This is a genomic window from Flavobacterium sp. N502540 (assembly GCF_025947365.1).
Classification (GTDB): Bacteria; Bacteroidota; Bacteroidia; order Flavobacteriales; family Flavobacteriaceae; genus Flavobacterium.
In genome coordinates this window covers 4906994-4924018 of the sequence record NZ_CP110012.1, presented here as the reverse complement: position 1 = coordinate 4924018, position 17025 = coordinate 4906994, and the positions used below count along the sequence as shown (strand labels likewise).

The following is a 17025-nucleotide window of genomic DNA, read 5'->3' as shown; positions in this document are numbered from 1 at the left end:
AATGAAAACAAAAATCACAATAGCAACCTTACTTTTAGTCGGTATTACAGCGGTTAAGGCACAGAAATATGATATGAAAACCGCAAAAACGTATGCCGAAATTTCTGCTAAAACAGATGGAAAATGGGAAGCCCGTAAATATATCGGAGGAACTGTATTTAAAAATGTGGACAGACTTAAACTGGCACCGGAGCATACAGACCATTCTTTTGACATTCGTTACGAAGGACCGGGTTGGGAGAGCAATCGAATTGGATATCGTTTGTATTTAGACTGGCGAAATGCGATTGACATTTTTGGTAAAAAAACATCAGAAATTGTTTTGCCAAAAGTAGGTCAGGATAATTTTGATTCCTATCATGAGATGAGCGATTGGGGAGCCGATATTTTAAAAGCAGGAAAAGGGATCGGGATAGGATCCATAGACCGCTACTTAAACAATGAAAAATTGCATTTCTATGAAGTAGATTCAACTATTGCAACAGTAGTAAACAAAACCAATGAATCAGGGGTAAAAGTGCAATATTATGGATGGAAAACGGCTTCGGATAAAATTGATTTTACCTCAGTTTTGACCATTAAACCAAATGAACTGTACACGCAGCATACCATTCAGGCATCCAAAGAAATTAAAGGAATCTGTACCGGAATTGTAAAACAGAAAAATACGGAGCTTCTTAAAAAAGAAAGCAAAAATAAAAAATGGGCTTATCTGGCCACGTATGGTCAGCAATCATTAGTTCCGGACAAATTAGGAATGGCCATTTTTTATCAAATTAATACCATCGAAAATACTCCCGATACAGATTTAGATTATCTTTTAGTATTTAAGTCTACTACAAAAGCAACTTCTTTTTACTTTTTAGGCGCCTGGGAACAAGAGCCAAACGGAATTAAATCGAAAGAAGAGTTTGTCAAATATTTAGATGAAAAGTTAGAGGTATTGAACAAAAAGGGTAAGATGTAAAAGAGTGAAGAGTAAAGAGTAAAGAGTAAAGAGTAAAGAGTAAAGAGTAAAGAGTAAAGAGTAAAGAGTAAAGAGTAAAGAGTAAAGAGTAAAGAGTAAAGAGTAAAGAGTAAAGAGTAAAGAGTAAAGAGTAAAGAGTAAAGAGTGAAGAGTACTAGAGATTAAGAGGATTAAAAAATCTGCATGATCTGCGAGAGAAAAAACATTCGCAATTTAATACACAAGTTAACCTAATCCATTTTAATCTTTTTAATCTGTGGCAAAAAAGACCTACTGCCAGAATATTAGTTTTATGCTTAAACCGACTTTTATAAAAATCAATTTGATTGTTTTACTGTTGATTTTCAGTACTAAAACAGTGGCGCAAGCGACTGAAAATAACGTCTTGCCAGACAATTTAAAGTGGTCACAGAGAACAGCACTTACAATTATAGATAAATATCCAAAAGCCTGGCAGATTGACGGAACTGAAAAGCCTAAATGGGATTATAAAATGGGATTTGTTTTGTTTGCTGTTGAAAAATTATATCAGAAAACAAATGATAAAAAATATTTCGAATATATTAAAGAATATGCAGATGAACTGATTGATGCCAATGGAAAGATCGCTAAATATGATAAGAACGAGTACAATATTGATTGTGCCAACCCGGGCAAACTGTTGTTCATACTTTATGACGAAACTAAGGACAAACGGTATTTAGAAGTACTACAGGAGCTCCGGGATCAGTTAGACCATCAGCCCAGAGCCGCAAGTGGAGGATTCTGGCACAAGCAAATTTATCCCAATCAAATGTGGATTGATGGCTTGTATATGGCCGAGCCTTTTTACACTCAATACACGGTGAAATTTGAAAATGGTAAAGCTTTGAACGATATTGCCAAACAATTTGAATTGGCGCACGATCATTTGACAGATAAAAATACAGGCTTGGTTTATCAGGCTTGGGATGAGAGTAAGGAAATAGCTTGGGCAAATCCGCAAACGGGGACTTCGCCAACAATTTGGGGACGTGGTATAGGCTGGTACATGATGGCTTTGGTCGAAACATTGGAGTATTATCCAAAAACACACCCCAAGTACAAAGTGCTGAAGGAATACCTGAATCAAATCGCCAAAACTGCCGTACAGCATAAAAGCGCATCAGGTTTATGGTATCAGATTGCTGATAAGCCTGAAATGAATGGGAATTTTTTAGAAGCATCATCGTCATCTATGATTGTTTATGCTTTGGCTAAAGGAGCAAATAAAGGATATTTGAATTCAGTCTATAAAAAGACAGCGCAAAAGTCATTTGAATCCTACGTAAAAGAATTTGTGATTACTGACGATCAGGGCCATATTGTGATTTCAAAGATATCTTCGAATGTAGGTTTAGGAGGAAAACCATTTCGGGACGGATCAAATGAATATTATATCAAAAGTAAGGCAAAGGACAATAGTTCACCGGCTCTTGCTGCATTTTTGCTGAGCGCATTAGAATTAGATAAATAGTAGAATTTAAAATATAGTATCAATGAAAAATAAGAATACAAAAGGTTATTTTACAGCAATGACATTGGTCTGTCTGATGGTCTTTGCAAGCTGTAAAGTGACTTCACAGGAACCGTCAAACAAAGAGATTGTTATCGAAAAAGATTTAAAATGGTCTGATAAAATGGCTTTGACTTTAATGAAACGTTATCCCGAAAGTTATAGGATCGATGATTCAAAAACAGCAAAATGGGATTATGTTCATGGATTGGTTTTACATGCTATTGAAGAACTGAACAAAAAAAATCCGGATCCCAGATACGCAGCCTATGTAAAAAGCTATGCAGATGTTCTTGTTCAAAACGACGGAACGATTAAAACCTATGAACTGGACAAGTACAATATTGACTTAATTGTACCGGGACGCTTGTTGTTTGATATTTATGCTGCTACCAAAGAAGAAAAGTATTTAAAAGCACTTCAGCTACTACGCAAGCAGTTGACAGAGCAGCCAAGAACTGCCAGTGGTGGATTTTGGCACAAACAAATTTATCCGAATCAAATGTGGTTGGACGGTTTGTACATGGGTGAACCATTTTACGCACAATATACCGTTACCTTTGAAGGAGGAAAAAGTCTTGATGATGTTGCGAAACAGTTTGAGTTAATTCAATTGCATGCAACAGACCCAAAAACAGGTTTGTTGTATCACGGTTGGGATGAGAGCAAACAAATGCCTTGGGCAAATAAGGATAACGGAACCTCTCCGAACTTTTGGTCAAGAGCTTTAGGTTGGTATGCGATGGCATTGGTTGATGTCTTGAATTATTTCCCTAAAAACCATCCGAAACAAAAAGAATTGGTAAAATATTTGAATACGGTTTCGGTTGCTTTAGCTAAATATCAGGACAAATCCGGTTTGTGGTATCAGGTTACAGACAAAGGCGGGGCAGAAGGAAACTATCTTGAAGCTTCGGGATCGTCAATGTTTGCTTATGCTTTTGCAAAAGGAGCGAATAAAGGATATCTGCCTGCAAAATATAAAAGTTTGGCCAATAAAGCTTTTGACGGTTTAACCAGACAATTGATCAGGGTAGATGCTGATGGCGGAATTACACTTACACAGGCCTGTAAGGTGGCAGGTTTGGGAGGGAACCCATATCGCGATGGATCGTATACGTATTATGTAAACGAAAAGAAAAAAGACAACGACCCTAAAGCAACCGGACCATTTATTCTAGCAGCTGTTGAATTAAACAGATAATACAGAACTAATCCAACAGGTTTTTAAAACCTGTTGGGTTTAATTGGATTAGAATAACAAAATAAAATTTTAAAATGATTAAGTTAAAAAATATCCTATTGCTTTTTGGTATGGCTCTGAGTTTTGGTATTCAGGCACAGAACACCTATAAAAACTGGCCGGATATCATTCGAAAAAATGATGCAGCCTGGTTTGGCACCGATGAAGCAAAAAAAATAGCAGAGAATGTACTGCTCTACCAAAGAGAGATAGGCGGGTGGCCAAAGAACATTCAAATGCAGAATGAATTAACGCCGGAGCAGAAAAAGGATTTACTGAAGCTTAAAAAAACAACTGCAGAAACGACTACAGACAATGGAGCAACGTGTCAGGAGATGCTTTTCATGTCTAAAATGTACGCGCAGGTAAAGGACGATCGATACAAAGAATCGTTTTTAAACGGACTTAATTATTTGTTGGAAGCCCAATATAAAAATGGGGGATGGCCTCAGTTTTACCCTTTAAAAAAAGGCTATTACACGCACATCACATACAATGATGATTCGATGGTGAATATCCTGAACATTATACGTCAAGTAAGCGAGGAAACCGATTATTTTAGTATAAAACCGTCTAAAGCAATTGTCGAAAAAGCGAAAGAATCTTCCCGTAAAGGAATAGATTGTATTTTAAAAACACAATACAGACAGAATGGTACTTTAACGGCCTGGTGCGCACAGCATGATGAGGTTACTTTAGCGCCTGCAAATGCAAGAGCGTTCGAACTGGCATCGTTAAGTGGTTCTGAATCCGCAAAAATTGTATTGCTTTTAATGTCGATCGAAAAGCCTTCTCCTGAAATTATTACAGCAGTACAAAGCGCAAAGCTTTGGTTTGAAAAAACAAAAATCACGAACCTGGAAGAAAAGCGTTTTTTAAATGACGCCGGAAAAGTGATCGATAAAAAAATGATTGTAACGCAAAATGTGGCCCCGATCTGGGCGAGATTTATGGATCTTTCTACCAATGAGCCCTTCTTTTGTGATCGTGACGGAATCCGAAAAAAATCAATAGAGGAAATTGGTGCCGAAAGACGAAATGGCTATTCCTGGTATTCAGACTCACCCAAAGAAGTACTTAAAAAATATACCACCTGGGCTGTAAAAAACGGAGTAAAAATAACGTCTAAAGAATCTTCAGATCCCCAAAAAAGTAACCGAATTACCGTTGCTTTAGACGGTTCGGGAGATTTTACAAAAATTCAGGATGCCATAAATGCCTGCCCTTCTTTTCCTTATGAGAAGGTAACTGTTTTTGTGAAAAACGGAACTTACAAGGAGAAAATCCGTATTCCGGAATGGAATAGTCAAGTGGCTTTAATTGGTGAAAGCAAAGAAAATACTATCATTACTTTTGATGATAACTTCTCTAAGATTAACGTGGGGAGAAACAGCACTTTTCATACCTATACTCTTTTGGTGGAAGGTGATGATTTTTCGGCATCCAATTTAACGATCAAAAATGCTTCAGGTGATAACGGTCAGGCCATTGCGCTGTCTGTTGTAGCAAACAGAGTTCAGATTTCAAACTGTTTAATTCTCGGAAATCAGGATACACTCTATTTGTCCGGAAAAGAAGCCAAACACTACATTAAAGACAGTTACATCGAAGGAACAACCGATTTTATTTTCGGAAGTGCAACGGCTCTGTTTGAGAATTGCGAGATTCACAGTATCAAAAACTCCTATATTACTGCTGCTTCAACACCTGAAGGGACAGCTTTTGGATTTGTTTTTAAAAATTGCAAACTCACAGCTGAGCCGACAGCAACAGCAGTTTATCTGGGCAGACCTTGGCGTATCTATGCCAAAACTGTTTATATGAACTGTGACATGGCAAAGCATATCAGACCGGAAGGCTGGGAAAATTGGTCAAAACCCGAAGCTGAAAAAACAGCTTTTTATGCCGAATACAATTGTAAAGGCGAAGGAGCTCAAAATGCAAAAAGAGTATCTTGGTCACATCAGCTTACAAAAAAAGAAGCTGAAAACTACAGCGCAGAAAACATCCTAAAAGACTCAATTCCGAATTGGTATTCAGGTCAGGCAGCCATGAAGTAAGAGTGAAAGATTAGCAAAAGCCTGAGCACCTTAGCCACTCAGAACCTAAGAACCTTTAAAAAAATATGACTTTTAAGCACTTCATTTTTCTATTCCTTTCCTGGGCTTCTTTTGCTCAGAGTACAGAATTTCCATCGACAAAAGTTGATTCAATTGTCAATAGAATTCAGCTTCCCGTAATTCCTTCGTATCAAATTAATATTATAAAGTTGGGAGCAAAGGGTGATTCCATTACCAATAACAAACCTTTCTTTGATAAAGCAATGGCTTTGTGTAAAAAGAATAAGGGAGGGACAATCATTGTTCCAAAAGGAATTTATAAAATCAATGGTCCGATTCATTTTGTGAGTAATGTCAATCTTAAATTAGAAAAAGGAGCAAAAATTAAATTCAGCGATACTCCGACAGATTATTTACCAATGGTTTTAACGAGTTGGGAAGGAACGATATTATACAATTACAGCCCGTTGATTTATGCTAATCAATGTTCAAATATAGCTATAACAGGAGAAGGAACGATAGACGGTAACGGAGGTGAAATCTGGAAAAGTTTTAAATCAAAGGAAGGCGCTGGAAAAAACAGAAGCCGTGAAATGAATCATAGTAGTACACCTTTTGAGGACAGGAAATTTGGAGAAGGATACTTTTTGCGTCCGCAGATGATTCAGTTTTTAAATTGTAAAAACATTTTGGTTGAAAATATTCATATTGAAAATTCTCCTTTTTGGTGTTTGCATTTATTAAAATCGCAAAGTATTACGGTGCGTGGTGTACATTACAAATCATTGAATCATAATAACGATGGAATCGACCCGGAGTATGCGAAAGATGTTTTAATTGAAAATGTAACCTTTGATAATGGCGATGATAATGTAGCCATAAAAGCAGGAAGGGATGATGAAGGAAGATCTAATTCGGCTACTCCAAGCGAGAATATTGTCATTAGAAATTGCAAGTTTAAAGGACTTCATGGAGTAGTGATTGGGAGCGAAATGTCGGCGGGAGTTCAGAATGTATTCGTCGAAAACTGTGAAACAGCAGGGTATTTAAAACGAGGTATTTATTTGAAAACCAATGCTGACAGAGGCGGTTTCATCAGGAATGTTTTTGTGCGAAATATAAAACTCGATGAGGTCGAGGATTGTTTGTATATCACGGCCAATTATCACGGAGAAGGAAGCGGTTTTCAATCTGAGATTTCAAATATTTCATTCTCGAATATTACCTGCAACAAGGCCACGGCATCCGGAATTGTAATTCAGGGATTTCCGGACAAAAAAGTGCGTAACATCTCCTTTAATTCGATCAATATCAAGTGGGCAAAAAATGCAATTTCAAGCGAAAATGCCAAAGATGTATTGCTAAATGAAGTAGTTATCGGAGAAAAAGCAACGGTGCCAACGGCAGCGAAATAGTTTTTTTTTAGAGGTTCTCAGTAGCTAAGGTACTAAGGTTCTGAGTTTTTGTTTAAGGTTTTAAAAGGTTTTAATTATTTTCAAAAACACATTAACCATGTGAAAGAAGTGTATTTGTCTTTCGTATTCTTTAGTTTATACTAAAAAACTATGTTTCTATGTGTTGAATATTTTCTTTGAATTACACCCAAAAGGATTAATTTTAAATCAAATGACTAAATATTATCTGCTAATTATCGGTTTGTTTTCAATGGCTTGTTTCGCTCAGAAGACAACACTTTATACTATTGGCGACTCGACAATGGCCAACAAAAAAGATCCCGAACGCAATCCGGAACACGGATGGGCACAGGTTTTACAGCCTTTCTTTACCGAAAATATTGTGGTGGAGAATAAAGCCGTAAACGGACGCAGTACCAAAAGTTTTATCAATGAAAAACGATGGGATTCAATTCATAAAAAACTCAAAAAAGGAGATTACGTTTTCATCGAGTTTGGCCACAACGACGAAAAAATCGAAGATTCAACCCGTTACACAAATCCCCATACAAGTTACCGATACAACCTGATTAAGTTTGTAAAAGAAAGTAGAGAAAAAGGAGCAACCCCCATATTGTTAAGCTCGATCGCGAGACGTAATTTTAACGAAAAAGGAGCTTTAATACCCACACACGGTGATTATCCTTTAATAACCAGATTGGTGGCGCAAGAATTTAAAGTTCCTTTTATTGATCTCGAATATTTTACTGAAATATTAGAACAGAACTACGGCCCTGAAAAATCGAAACTGCTGCATTTGCATTTTAAAGTCGGTGAAAACGCCTATTACGACAGCGATAAAAATGATGATACCCATTTGTCATTAAAAGGAGCCACAGAAATTGCACGAATTGTAATCAATCAAATTAAAGCCGCAACAGATCCTGCTTTGGCTGTGTTAAAAAAAGGAATTAAATAAAAGACTTATGTATTGTACAGTTAAAAATATCCTATAGACAAATTAATTGCATATTTGTCTTATTATGATGGTTTTATGGCTTATTGTGGTGCTTGAAAAAAAATGTTACAATTAGATTTGCTGTATACTTTAATTACTTCTTTGTTATTTTTTAAGAAGAGAAGAGAAAGGTTAAAAGTGTATTATTTATTAATAAGTAACATTAGTAAAAGCATATGGGCACCTCTACTTTTTCATTGGAGTTTGATTTGAATATTGCAGAGATACGTAATTTGCATAAGATGTACTTCAAAGATCTGTACAAACAAAGAGTAATGTTTTTTTTAGCAGTCACTTTAGTGGTCTTTGTTTATTCAGACTGGTATGGGAACAATGATTTTTTTCAATGGATTATAAAAGACTTGTTTTTAGTGATTCTTTTTTTACTTTTTCACTATCCAATAGTCAATACAATTTGCAAAGTAACATTTCGATTGGTCAGAAAATTATTAAAATTTGATCGTTTTTCACGTCAGTACAAATTTAGTTTTACGAATTCATTTATAGAAGTCCATTCCCCGTTAGGCGGATTTACTCATAGATGGTGCCAGATAGAAAAGGCAATTCTTACTAAGGACTGTTTTCTGTTATATATTAAAGATAAAAATGGTTATATTATTTCAATTTCAAACAAAGAAAATTGTAGAAAGAAAATAGAAAAATTAATTGAATTTATTGATTGCAATGTTACCCGGGTAGAAAGAATTTGATTGATGGGTAAGAGATTTTTTTTAGCAAAAGTAAAAGCTGAAATAAGGAAATAAACCATTTTTCATAGTTGGAGTCTGGTACGACAAATACCTTCATTTTTGAAGCCTTTTGAGTCGAATCCGGCGCATATTTGACTGATTTTTGTAAAAAGAAGAAGAATTTCAATTGGAGAAAGGGGTGAAAATCTAGTTTTTTGATGTGTTTTGTAGCTACAAAATGATTTTTTTTAAAAAATACTTCGGAATGCCTTACAGGGCAGGAGTTATTAGGGCTGTAAAATAAAATATTGACTATTAGTTTGTTGTGAAAAATGAAATGCTAAAAAGTGAAAAAGTAAATTTATCGTTAAGCCAGAGACCTAAAAATGAGGATAAATTTAACAGCAAATGTGTTGTAACTCCCATTCAAACTTCTATTTTTGCGACTTAATTTAATAATTATAAGCATGAACGATCTATTAGTAAAAATCAACGCCGAAATTGAAACATTTAAAGCAGAGGCTGAATCATTAACTGAAAAAGGTGTTAAAGCTGCTGGACCAAGAGCGCGTAAATCTACTTTAGAAATTGAAAAACTTTTAAAAGAGTTTAGAAAAGTTTCTATCGAAGAATCTAAAAAATAATATTTTTTTTCGAAAGAAAAAGACCTCGCTTAATGAACTTTAAGCGAGGTTTTTTTATGGGAAAATTTTAGAGAGATTTTTTATTATAAAGTTGTTCAGGATTAACAAAAAAAGGAAGACTGATAAATTTTTTTAACAGCAGTGTCAACTTTCAAATCTTCCTGATTCTTATTTTAAATCACCCAACAGTTTTTAGTATTGTCCAGATCGAAGTTTAATTTTATAGTTGTATTTTAGGCACATCGGTAAAAAGAGTTAGACAATCTTCTGTTTAGAAAGAAAATCAACATTACCGTATGTTAAACAGACTTGCTAATATAAAATTGTTTTTAGGATGAGTAACGGAAAAAGTCTAAAGGCAGTCGCCTACGGAGAAGTACTATGGGATGTTTTTGCTGCAGAAAAAAAGATTGGAGGCGCACCATTAAACGTTGCCCTGCGAATACAATCGTTAGGCTGCAATGCTGCAATGATTAGCTGTGTAGGAAGCGATGAAGATGGTACTGCGATTATTAATCATATAAAAAACCTTGGACTCGAAGCAGAAGCGATAATCAAGTCAGAAGATTTTCCGACTGGTCTGGTTGATGTAACCCTGAACGAGAAAGGATCGGCGAGTTATGTCATTCATTATCCGGCGGCCTGGGACAAGATTGTTTTGAGTGATTTTGCCAAAAGTCTGACAGCGAATGCAGATGTTTTGATTTTTGGAAGTTTAGTTTGTCGGGATGAGGTATCGAGGAAATCTCTTGAAGAATTATTACAGACAAATGTTTATAAAGTTTTTGATGTCAATTTAAGAAAGCCTCATTATTCCTATGGGATTTTAGAACAGTTGATGCATGCCGCCAGTTTTATAAAGTTTAATGATGAAGAATTATTAGAAGTTGCTACAGCACTGCATTCGCCTTTTACCACACTGGAAAAAAATATTTATTTTATTGCACAGAAAACTAGTACGAATGCTATTTGTGTAACCAGAGGACAATATGGTGCCGTATTGCTTTGGGAAAATAAATTGTATGAGAATTACGGTTATACTGTTAAAGTTGTAGATACAGTAGGGGCTGGGGATTCTTTTTTAGCTGCTTTAATTACTTCATTGCTTACCGGAAAGAAGCCACAGGATGCAATTGATTTTGCTTGTGCTGTAGGCGCATTGGTTGCTGCGTCACCCGGTGCCAATCCTGAAATTTCGCTTTCAAAAATTGAAAACCTCCTGATTGGGACAATTTAATTCTAAGATGATAAATGATAAGCCCTTAAATAGATCCTGATTAAGGGCTTTTTTGTTTTTTAACATTAAGAAGAAAAATGAAATTTAACAGAGGTAAAATCAACGGTCTGCACCATTGGATATAGGTAAAAATTGACATTTCAGAATTAATTACAACAGTTAGTTATATTCTATAAGGAGGTTTGTAAGAAAGAAAATACATAGAATGCGTAATATTGCGAAAGAGAGTTTTATTCAAAAAAAAGAGACCGCTAATGGTTGCTTTTTTAGGAATATAAACCATTTTTAATTATCGCTGTGTTTGATATTCAGCCTAATTATTTCTTGTCTTTTATTAATAATCTTTAATTACTATGTTCATTACCCTTACTCAGGATCAGGTTCAGTTTCAGTATGGTTCAAAACGATGGCAATACTGTTTTAATGAAATTACAGAACTTGGTTTACTCAAAAAAAAGAAGACCTATCTTCTTGAAAACGGAGTTTTTACTCTGACTACCGCTTTGGCTTATTATTGTATGTTTTTTTCCAATTTAAATGACTTGTATTATATCGGCCCCACGATTATAGTATATGCTGTTCTTATCATTTTAAGATTCTATAATACTTTTGAATTTGACTATTATGTTATTGTAAAAGATGTATATAAAAAAGAAATTAAAGTAAAAATTAAGGTTTTAGACCGTCACGAAATCGGAAAACAGATCGATGAGTTTCTAAACCTGAATTTTAACAGACTTTTGAAGAAAACGAAAACAAATCTATAAAAATTAATAATGTTATTAGATGAAATTTCCCAAAATGATCTTTTGGTTATAGCCCTTGCCATACTTTATGGTTTTATTATTACCACCAGAAAAAAATGAAAATTTACTGCTTCATAAACCTACTATTGAAGTAGCACGATCGCATACTAAAGAAGTATGGCTGTAATACTATAAGTTTAATAGCGGTTGGTTTTTAGCGATACAAAATACCCCAAATAAAATGATGACCTCTTCGATAAAAAGTAAAATAAAAAGCATAAGAGAACTAAAAAATTATACGCAGGAATATATGGCAGATCAGTTAGGTGTTACACAGGCAGGATATAGTAAAATTGAGAAAGGAAAAACGATTCTTTCGTATGAAAAATTGGTTGAAATAGCCAGAATCTTGGAGGTTAGTGTAGAAGACGTAATCAGTTTTGACAGTCAGAGATACTTCAATAGTTTTAATAAAGTGAGAGGAAACAATAATGGAAGTATTCAGATTAATTCGGATAATAGCGCAGCTTTAAAGGCTTTGTATGAAGATAAAATTGTGCTTTTAGAGAAATTGTTAAGCAAAACGGAAGAAGAGTTACGTCGTTATAAAGAAAAATTCGGAGAGATTTAGTCTAAGGAAATAAAAAAATGGGGCTCAGTAGCCCCATTTCTTATTATTTTGTACTGCAGTTATGCAGTTTGATCGTCTGTAGAAGCTTCGGGTGCGTTTGTTTTTACCGATGCTATTCCGTTATCTCTTGCGCTTGTACTTTCATACATTTCGCTTGCACCAATAATCTGACCGTTACTGGCTTTTAAGTTGAAATAAGGTTTTCCGCTTTTGGATTCCAGTCTGTCAAATCTTCCGTCATCCTGCGAATTTGTTTTAACAGACTCAATTCCGTTTAAGCAGGCCGCTTTGGTAGTATAACCTTCACTTGTTAGAATAGTTTGCCCATTACCAGCTTTTAAATTAAATTGAAATTCACCATTGGCTCTCTTAGTAATTACAAATTTTCCCATCTATTTTTTGATTAAGTTAAAAATTAAATTCATTGATATTCATAAAAATACAAAACTTCATCGTATAAAGTATAACCGGATGAAAAATAAATTAGAGAGAACTAAATCATAATGATTTTTCTCTTTTTCACCATTTTTGTTTTGTGTTGAAGCATAAAAAAAAAGAGACACCATTTGGTATCTCTTTATCTCTGTTGCTAATTGTACAGACTATTATTTTATTGTGATTGGAACTTCAACAGTTGTTTTGTCCCAGCCAATTACCAAATTCGTTACGGAACCCTGAGTAGTAAAAGCAATAGATAAGGCCTCAATTGTGTTGGATACTGGTTTTACAGGAACACTTACTCTTGCAATATCCTTACTTTCGTCATACGCATAAGCACCCCATAAATCGATTTCTTTATTGATAATGATAGTCCATTTGTCTTTTTCAGGAATAGCAAATAAACTGTAAGTTCCGGCAGGAATATTTACTCCGCCAATAGTAACCGGTTTGTAAAATTTGATTTCGGTATTTTCGTTAGCACCTACACGCCAAACTTCACCAAACTTAATCAATTCACCAAAAATAGCGCGTCCCTTAACAGAAGGTCTTGAATAAATAACCTTAACTGCCGGAGCCGGATTATCGGTTTTCTTGAATTTTACCGCTTTGTTTGGAGAATACGCAATATCAACCGGACTCGCATCCAAAGGAGCAAATTTAACGTCTTGTGCATTAACTGAAAAAGCTGTCAATAAGACAATTACCAATAAATTAATTTTTTTCATAGTTAGAATAGTTTTTAAGTGTTCACACAAAGTAAGAAAATCCTAAACAGAAATCATATAGTTTTTTTTCTTTTTTTGTTAATGATTTGGTAATGCGATAGGATTGATAAAGTTTTATTTTAAATACTTGCTGCCGCAAATCCTCCGTCTACTTTTAGAATTGTTCCCGTGACAAATTTTGACAGGTCACTGCATAAATACAAAAGAGCTCCGTTGACATCTTCCGGAGTACCAAATCTTCCCATGGGAGTATGTTCGATGATTTTTTCCCCCCTTGGTGTTAGTTTTCCTTCCGGAGTCAGTAAGAGAGAGCGGTTTTGTTCTCCTATAAAAAATCCGGGTGAAATGGCATTGACACGTATTCCTTCACCATATTTAGTAGCCAGTTCTACGGCCATCCATTGTGTGAAATTATCGATTGCTGCCTTCGAAGCGGCATATCCTACTACCCTCGTCAGAGGACGTTGTGCGGCTGCCGATGAGATGTTAATGATATTTCCCTGTTTTTGTTGAGCAAAAAGTTCCGAAAATACTTGTGAAGGCAGCATAGTTCCAATGATATTCAGATCGATTACTTTTTGTAAGTCTTCGGTTTGAAGGTCGTAGATGGCCTGATCCGGGCTGATGGTAGCTCCAGGCATATTTCCTCCTGCAGCATTGATTAGAATATCGAGACGGCCGTATTTTTTTACGATAAAATCTTTGGCTTTTTCCAGTTCTTCTTTGTTTAAGACATTCGCCTGAATGGCAAAAGCTTTTCCACCATTGCTTTCTATTGCAGCTACGGTTGTATTGGCTTTTTCGATAGACTGGGAAATGATTCCGGTAATAACACCCTGTTCGGCCAGAACGTTAGCAAAGTTACTTCCCAGTACTCCGGCACCACCGGTAATTAATGCAATTTTTCCTTTTAGATTAAATATTGAATCCATGTAAAATTTTGTGATTAATAGTGTTTTGAATGGTGTTTCTATTTTAAACTTTGACTTTAATAACAATTTTTTTAAGTGAATTTTCGCTTATCATTGCCGAGTGAACATCTTCGGGAAATAGAATTGTAAACTGCTTTTCCTGTAATTCGAAAAACATATCCGGTTTGTCGTAAAAGAAACGAACATCGCGTTCGTCATTGTATTCTCCGTTAGGACTAATGCATTTTTCTCTGGGTTTCCAGGCAAAAGTTTCCGGCCCTTTGATCGGAATTTGGATGTCGATATTTTTATCGTGACATTCAAACCCTTTTATACTTTCTTCTTTAGTGGTGCCTTCGCCAACAATTACAATTACTTTTAAGCCCTCGCCAATTTCAAAGGCTCCTTCTTCAAGAGTGCTGATGTCATTTTGGTTTACGTAATCAAATGCTTTTTTAAAATTAGGATGCAGGCTGTAGTATCTGGCTGCGTTTTGTAAGGAATCTACAATCATTGTTATTTGTTTTTTTAGGTATTTTAAGTTTCCGAATGGATTGCCAAATGAATGGATTCGGATTTGATTTATGATTTATTTTTTACTTTATATGCTTAGTTTTAAAATACTGGTTATTAGATTGTTATTTGTTGTTTTTAGTCTGATGGCAGTACTTGTCAAAAGCTCGTTTTTGGATTGTCAGTTCGACTAAAAACAAGTGTTTTTGAGATTGAAATATTTCTATTTATACTTGATGTAAAATGGCTTAATGAGCTGATTTTTAATTGCTTGTTTTTGTGTTGAATGATTTTTATTGGATAATTTTTTGTTGTTTTCGCTAAAACTATTTACCAGAATGGTTGTGAACAGCATTACTCTTTAAAGCCTAAAACTACAAATCAAATTGCATTTACGAATAAGAAAATGGTAGTAATTATGTGAAAATTTTGTGGTTTGGCAATGCTATGGAAAGACAGTCATTAAAGTTCTTTAAACCGATTCCCATTTGCCATTTTGCTTGGCGAGATCAATCGAAAGCTGACCGTATTCTGTCATTAAACCTTCTGCAATCATTCTTTCTGCCCGCTCTTTATTGGGCTGGCTCCATTTGCTTTTTTTTGCATTTCTTGGGGTAAATGTCAGATAATAACTTTCAGCATCCCGTTTCTTACACAAACTGTCAATCCACCCAAAACAGAGTGCTTCTTCTGTAGCTTCAATAAGATTTACACTTTCTGTTTTACTTTTTTTGTGGTATAAAATCAACCAGATTGATTTTTCGATCTGACTGTTTTCCTGTAGCCAATCGCGCCATTCTTTTCGGGTTTTGGCATAAAGTGTTATTCTTCCATCTTTTGTTTCCATGAGTTTAGAATTGAGTGCGGACATAAATTTAATGAAATTTAATGGCAAAATGTGTAAAGTTTTAAGGATTCTGGTCGTGTTTTGGAAATGGTATGATTACGAATGAAACGGGAGTACTATTTTCAAAGGTTTTTAAAAATTGGAATTATTTAATGGGTTGTAAACCTTTGTAAATTTGTAACTTAGTAGTTCTTAAGTTTTTGTAAAATTTAAAACAATTAGAAGTGATACGATTTAAAGGGTGTCATGATTAGTATCGGAAAGCCCTTCTAATGGACAGGTGAAAATGATATAGAGATCAGGATTAATAACAATTTAAAATATAAATGCTATGATACATCAAATTGATACAACAGACAATATTGTCGCTTTTCGGGCATTGGCAGTGGTAACAAATGAAGATTTTCTAAGTGTCGTGATCCCTGCGGTGGAACATTTAGTAAAACAAACTAACGAAATTAATTTTTTATTGGTTTTGGATACAGACACTGAGGCTTCTACTTCAGGAGTATGGCTGCAAGATGCCTTGCTTGGTTTAAAACATCTTGGAAAATGGAACAGAGCTGCCATAATTACAGATTCGGAAGAGATTATTTCTTTTACTAATGGATTTGGTTCTGTCATTCCCGGTGATTTTCTTGGCTTTAAAAAAGAATCTTTCAATAAAGCATTAAACTGGGTGGAAGGAAATATCAATATTCATTAGTTTTTATCAGATAAAAAATAGTCCCGAATTCATGAAGTATTGCCTGATGAAACCAAGCAAAATTCATGCATTCGGGACTAAACTATTTTTGAGAGATTTCGAAATAGATCTGAAACAGACGAAATCTAATGATTGTATTCGATACCGCTGCTTACGTTAAGATCTCTTTTAGCTTTATTGGTTTTTGAAACTTGTTTGTAGCAAGCTGTAGCCAATAGAGGAATAGCCAGGCTTCCAACAACGGCAGCAGTTTTATCTTGCCCCGCTTTTTTCAAAATAGCACCTGCTACAAGAGTTCCTACACCTGCAAAAATCAAATTTTTTACAGAAAACTTAGAGGCTGGTTTTGGAGTAATTCCGTGTAATAGAGGATCTATAAAATTCAATTTTTCCATGATATACTTATTTAATTAAACTTATTTGTTATTCATTCTGATGGTTCTTAACAATCAGTCTTGTTTTTATTATTTCATTTTTATTTTCTGACGTAACAATGCAAAACACTTAGTTGAGCATACGCTCTAAAAAACAAGCGAAAATCCTGCCAAATTGTTGCCATGTTACTTATTTAGCAAAATTTTATAATTCTAAAAAATGGTATTCGTTCCATTGATAAGATCCTTTTTCACATTATAGTCAGTTTGATACAAGTTGCTGTAAATGCAAATAATCAAATGATTTAAATTATGCTCTTTGCATGGCATAAATTTTTAGTATTC

The 17025-nt window shown here is 34.8% G+C and carries 18 protein-coding genes; 12 read left to right on the top strand and 6 right to left on the bottom strand.

Annotation, left to right across the window (positions count from 1 at the left end; translation table 11 throughout):
- Position 1 precedes the first annotated feature (1 nt).
- The 11 genes from OLM58_RS20530 to OLM58_RS20485 all read left to right on the top strand — a co-directional run bounded on the left by OLM58_RS20530 (position 2) and on the right by OLM58_RS20485 (position 12163).
- Positions 2 to 967 carry a DUF4861 domain-containing protein gene (locus tag OLM58_RS20530; RefSeq protein ID WP_264530423.1) on the top strand — a complete coding sequence of 322 codons (966 nt, stop codon included), beginning with the start codon at positions 2 to 4 and terminating at the stop codon, positions 965 to 967.
- 292 nt (positions 968 to 1259) lie between these two features.
- On the top strand, positions 1260 to 2462 hold the full coding sequence (locus OLM58_RS20525; protein WP_264530422.1) for a glycoside hydrolase family 105 protein: 1203 nt from the start codon (positions 1260 to 1262) through the stop codon (positions 2460 to 2462).
- Between the two features lie 22 nt (positions 2463 to 2484).
- Complete coding sequence (locus OLM58_RS20520; RefSeq protein WP_264530421.1) at positions 2485 to 3705, top strand: glycoside hydrolase family 105 protein; 1221 nt, start codon at positions 2485 to 2487, stop codon at positions 3703 to 3705.
- Between the two features lie 74 nt (positions 3706 to 3779).
- A complete protein-coding gene (gene pelA, locus OLM58_RS20515; protein ID WP_264530420.1) occupies positions 3780 to 5804 on the top strand; it encodes a pectate lyase in 2025 nt (674 codons plus the stop codon).
- 65 nt (positions 5805 to 5869) lie between these two features.
- A complete protein-coding gene (locus OLM58_RS20510) occupies positions 5870 to 7219 on the top strand; it encodes a glycoside hydrolase family 28 protein (RefSeq protein ID WP_264530419.1) in 1350 nt (449 codons plus the stop codon).
- Positions 7220 to 7430: 211 nt separating this feature from the next.
- On the top strand, positions 7431 to 8177 hold the full coding sequence (locus tag OLM58_RS20505; protein ID WP_264530418.1) for a rhamnogalacturonan acetylesterase: 747 nt from the start codon (positions 7431 to 7433) through the stop codon (positions 8175 to 8177).
- Between the two features lie 215 nt (positions 8178 to 8392).
- Entirely contained in the window at positions 8393 to 8926 is a 534-nt protein-coding gene (locus OLM58_RS22170; protein WP_413614486.1) for a YcxB family protein, read from the top strand.
- A gap of 446 nt (positions 8927 to 9372) precedes the next feature.
- Complete coding sequence (locus OLM58_RS20500) at positions 9373 to 9549, top strand: histone H1-like protein Hc1 (protein ID WP_017495627.1); 177 nt, start codon at positions 9373 to 9375, stop codon at positions 9547 to 9549.
- Positions 9550 to 9883: 334 nt separating this feature from the next.
- The gene (locus OLM58_RS20495) at positions 9884 to 10786 is read left to right on the top strand and encodes a carbohydrate kinase family protein (RefSeq protein WP_264530417.1); all 903 of its coding nucleotides are present in this window, start codon (positions 9884 to 9886) and stop codon (positions 10784 to 10786) included.
- A 353-nt stretch (positions 10787 to 11139) separates the two neighbouring features.
- On the top strand, positions 11140 to 11553 hold the full coding sequence (locus OLM58_RS20490) for a hypothetical protein (protein WP_070908278.1): 414 nt from the start codon (positions 11140 to 11142) through the stop codon (positions 11551 to 11553).
- Positions 11554 to 11773: 220 nt separating this feature from the next.
- Positions 11774 to 12163: a helix-turn-helix domain-containing protein gene (locus tag OLM58_RS20485; protein WP_264530416.1), complete on the top strand. Its 390-nt coding sequence runs from the start codon at positions 11774 to 11776 to the stop codon at positions 12161 to 12163.
- A 59-nt stretch (positions 12164 to 12222) separates the two neighbouring features.
- Here OLM58_RS20485 and OLM58_RS20480 read toward each other — a convergent pair whose 3' ends face one another.
- From OLM58_RS20480 to OLM58_RS20460, 5 genes are all read right to left on the bottom strand, one after another.
- Positions 12223 to 12555, bottom strand: a complete 333-nt coding sequence (locus OLM58_RS20480; RefSeq protein WP_017495632.1) for a YegP family protein — start codon at positions 12553 to 12555, stop codon at positions 12223 to 12225.
- A 213-nt stretch (positions 12556 to 12768) separates the two neighbouring features.
- Positions 12769 to 13329, bottom strand: a complete 561-nt coding sequence (locus OLM58_RS20475; RefSeq protein WP_264530415.1) for a DUF2911 domain-containing protein — start codon at positions 13327 to 13329, stop codon at positions 12769 to 12771.
- Positions 13330 to 13448: 119 nt separating this feature from the next.
- On the bottom strand, positions 13449 to 14261 hold the full coding sequence (locus OLM58_RS20470; protein WP_264530414.1) for an SDR family oxidoreductase: 813 nt from the start codon (positions 14259 to 14261) through the stop codon (positions 13449 to 13451).
- A gap of 43 nt (positions 14262 to 14304) precedes the next feature.
- The gene (locus tag OLM58_RS20465) at positions 14305 to 14754 is read right to left on the bottom strand and encodes a YhcH/YjgK/YiaL family protein (RefSeq protein ID WP_264530413.1); all 450 of its coding nucleotides are present in this window, start codon (positions 14752 to 14754) and stop codon (positions 14305 to 14307) included.
- A gap of 471 nt (positions 14755 to 15225) precedes the next feature.
- The gene (locus OLM58_RS20460; RefSeq protein WP_264530412.1) at positions 15226 to 15600 is read right to left on the bottom strand and encodes a YdeI/OmpD-associated family protein; all 375 of its coding nucleotides are present in this window, start codon (positions 15598 to 15600) and stop codon (positions 15226 to 15228) included.
- Between the two features lie 331 nt (positions 15601 to 15931).
- Here OLM58_RS20460 and OLM58_RS20455 point away from each other — a divergent pair, with 331 nt between their 5' ends.
- Entirely contained in the window at positions 15932 to 16306 is a 375-nt protein-coding gene (locus OLM58_RS20455) for an STAS/SEC14 domain-containing protein (RefSeq protein ID WP_017495637.1), read from the top strand.
- A gap of 125 nt (positions 16307 to 16431) precedes the next feature.
- Here the strand turns inward: OLM58_RS20455 and OLM58_RS20450 are convergent, their stop codons facing one another.
- Complete coding sequence (locus OLM58_RS20450; protein ID WP_070908282.1) at positions 16432 to 16701, bottom strand: hypothetical protein; 270 nt, start codon at positions 16699 to 16701, stop codon at positions 16432 to 16434.
- Between the last annotated feature and the right edge of the window lie 324 nt (positions 16702 to 17025).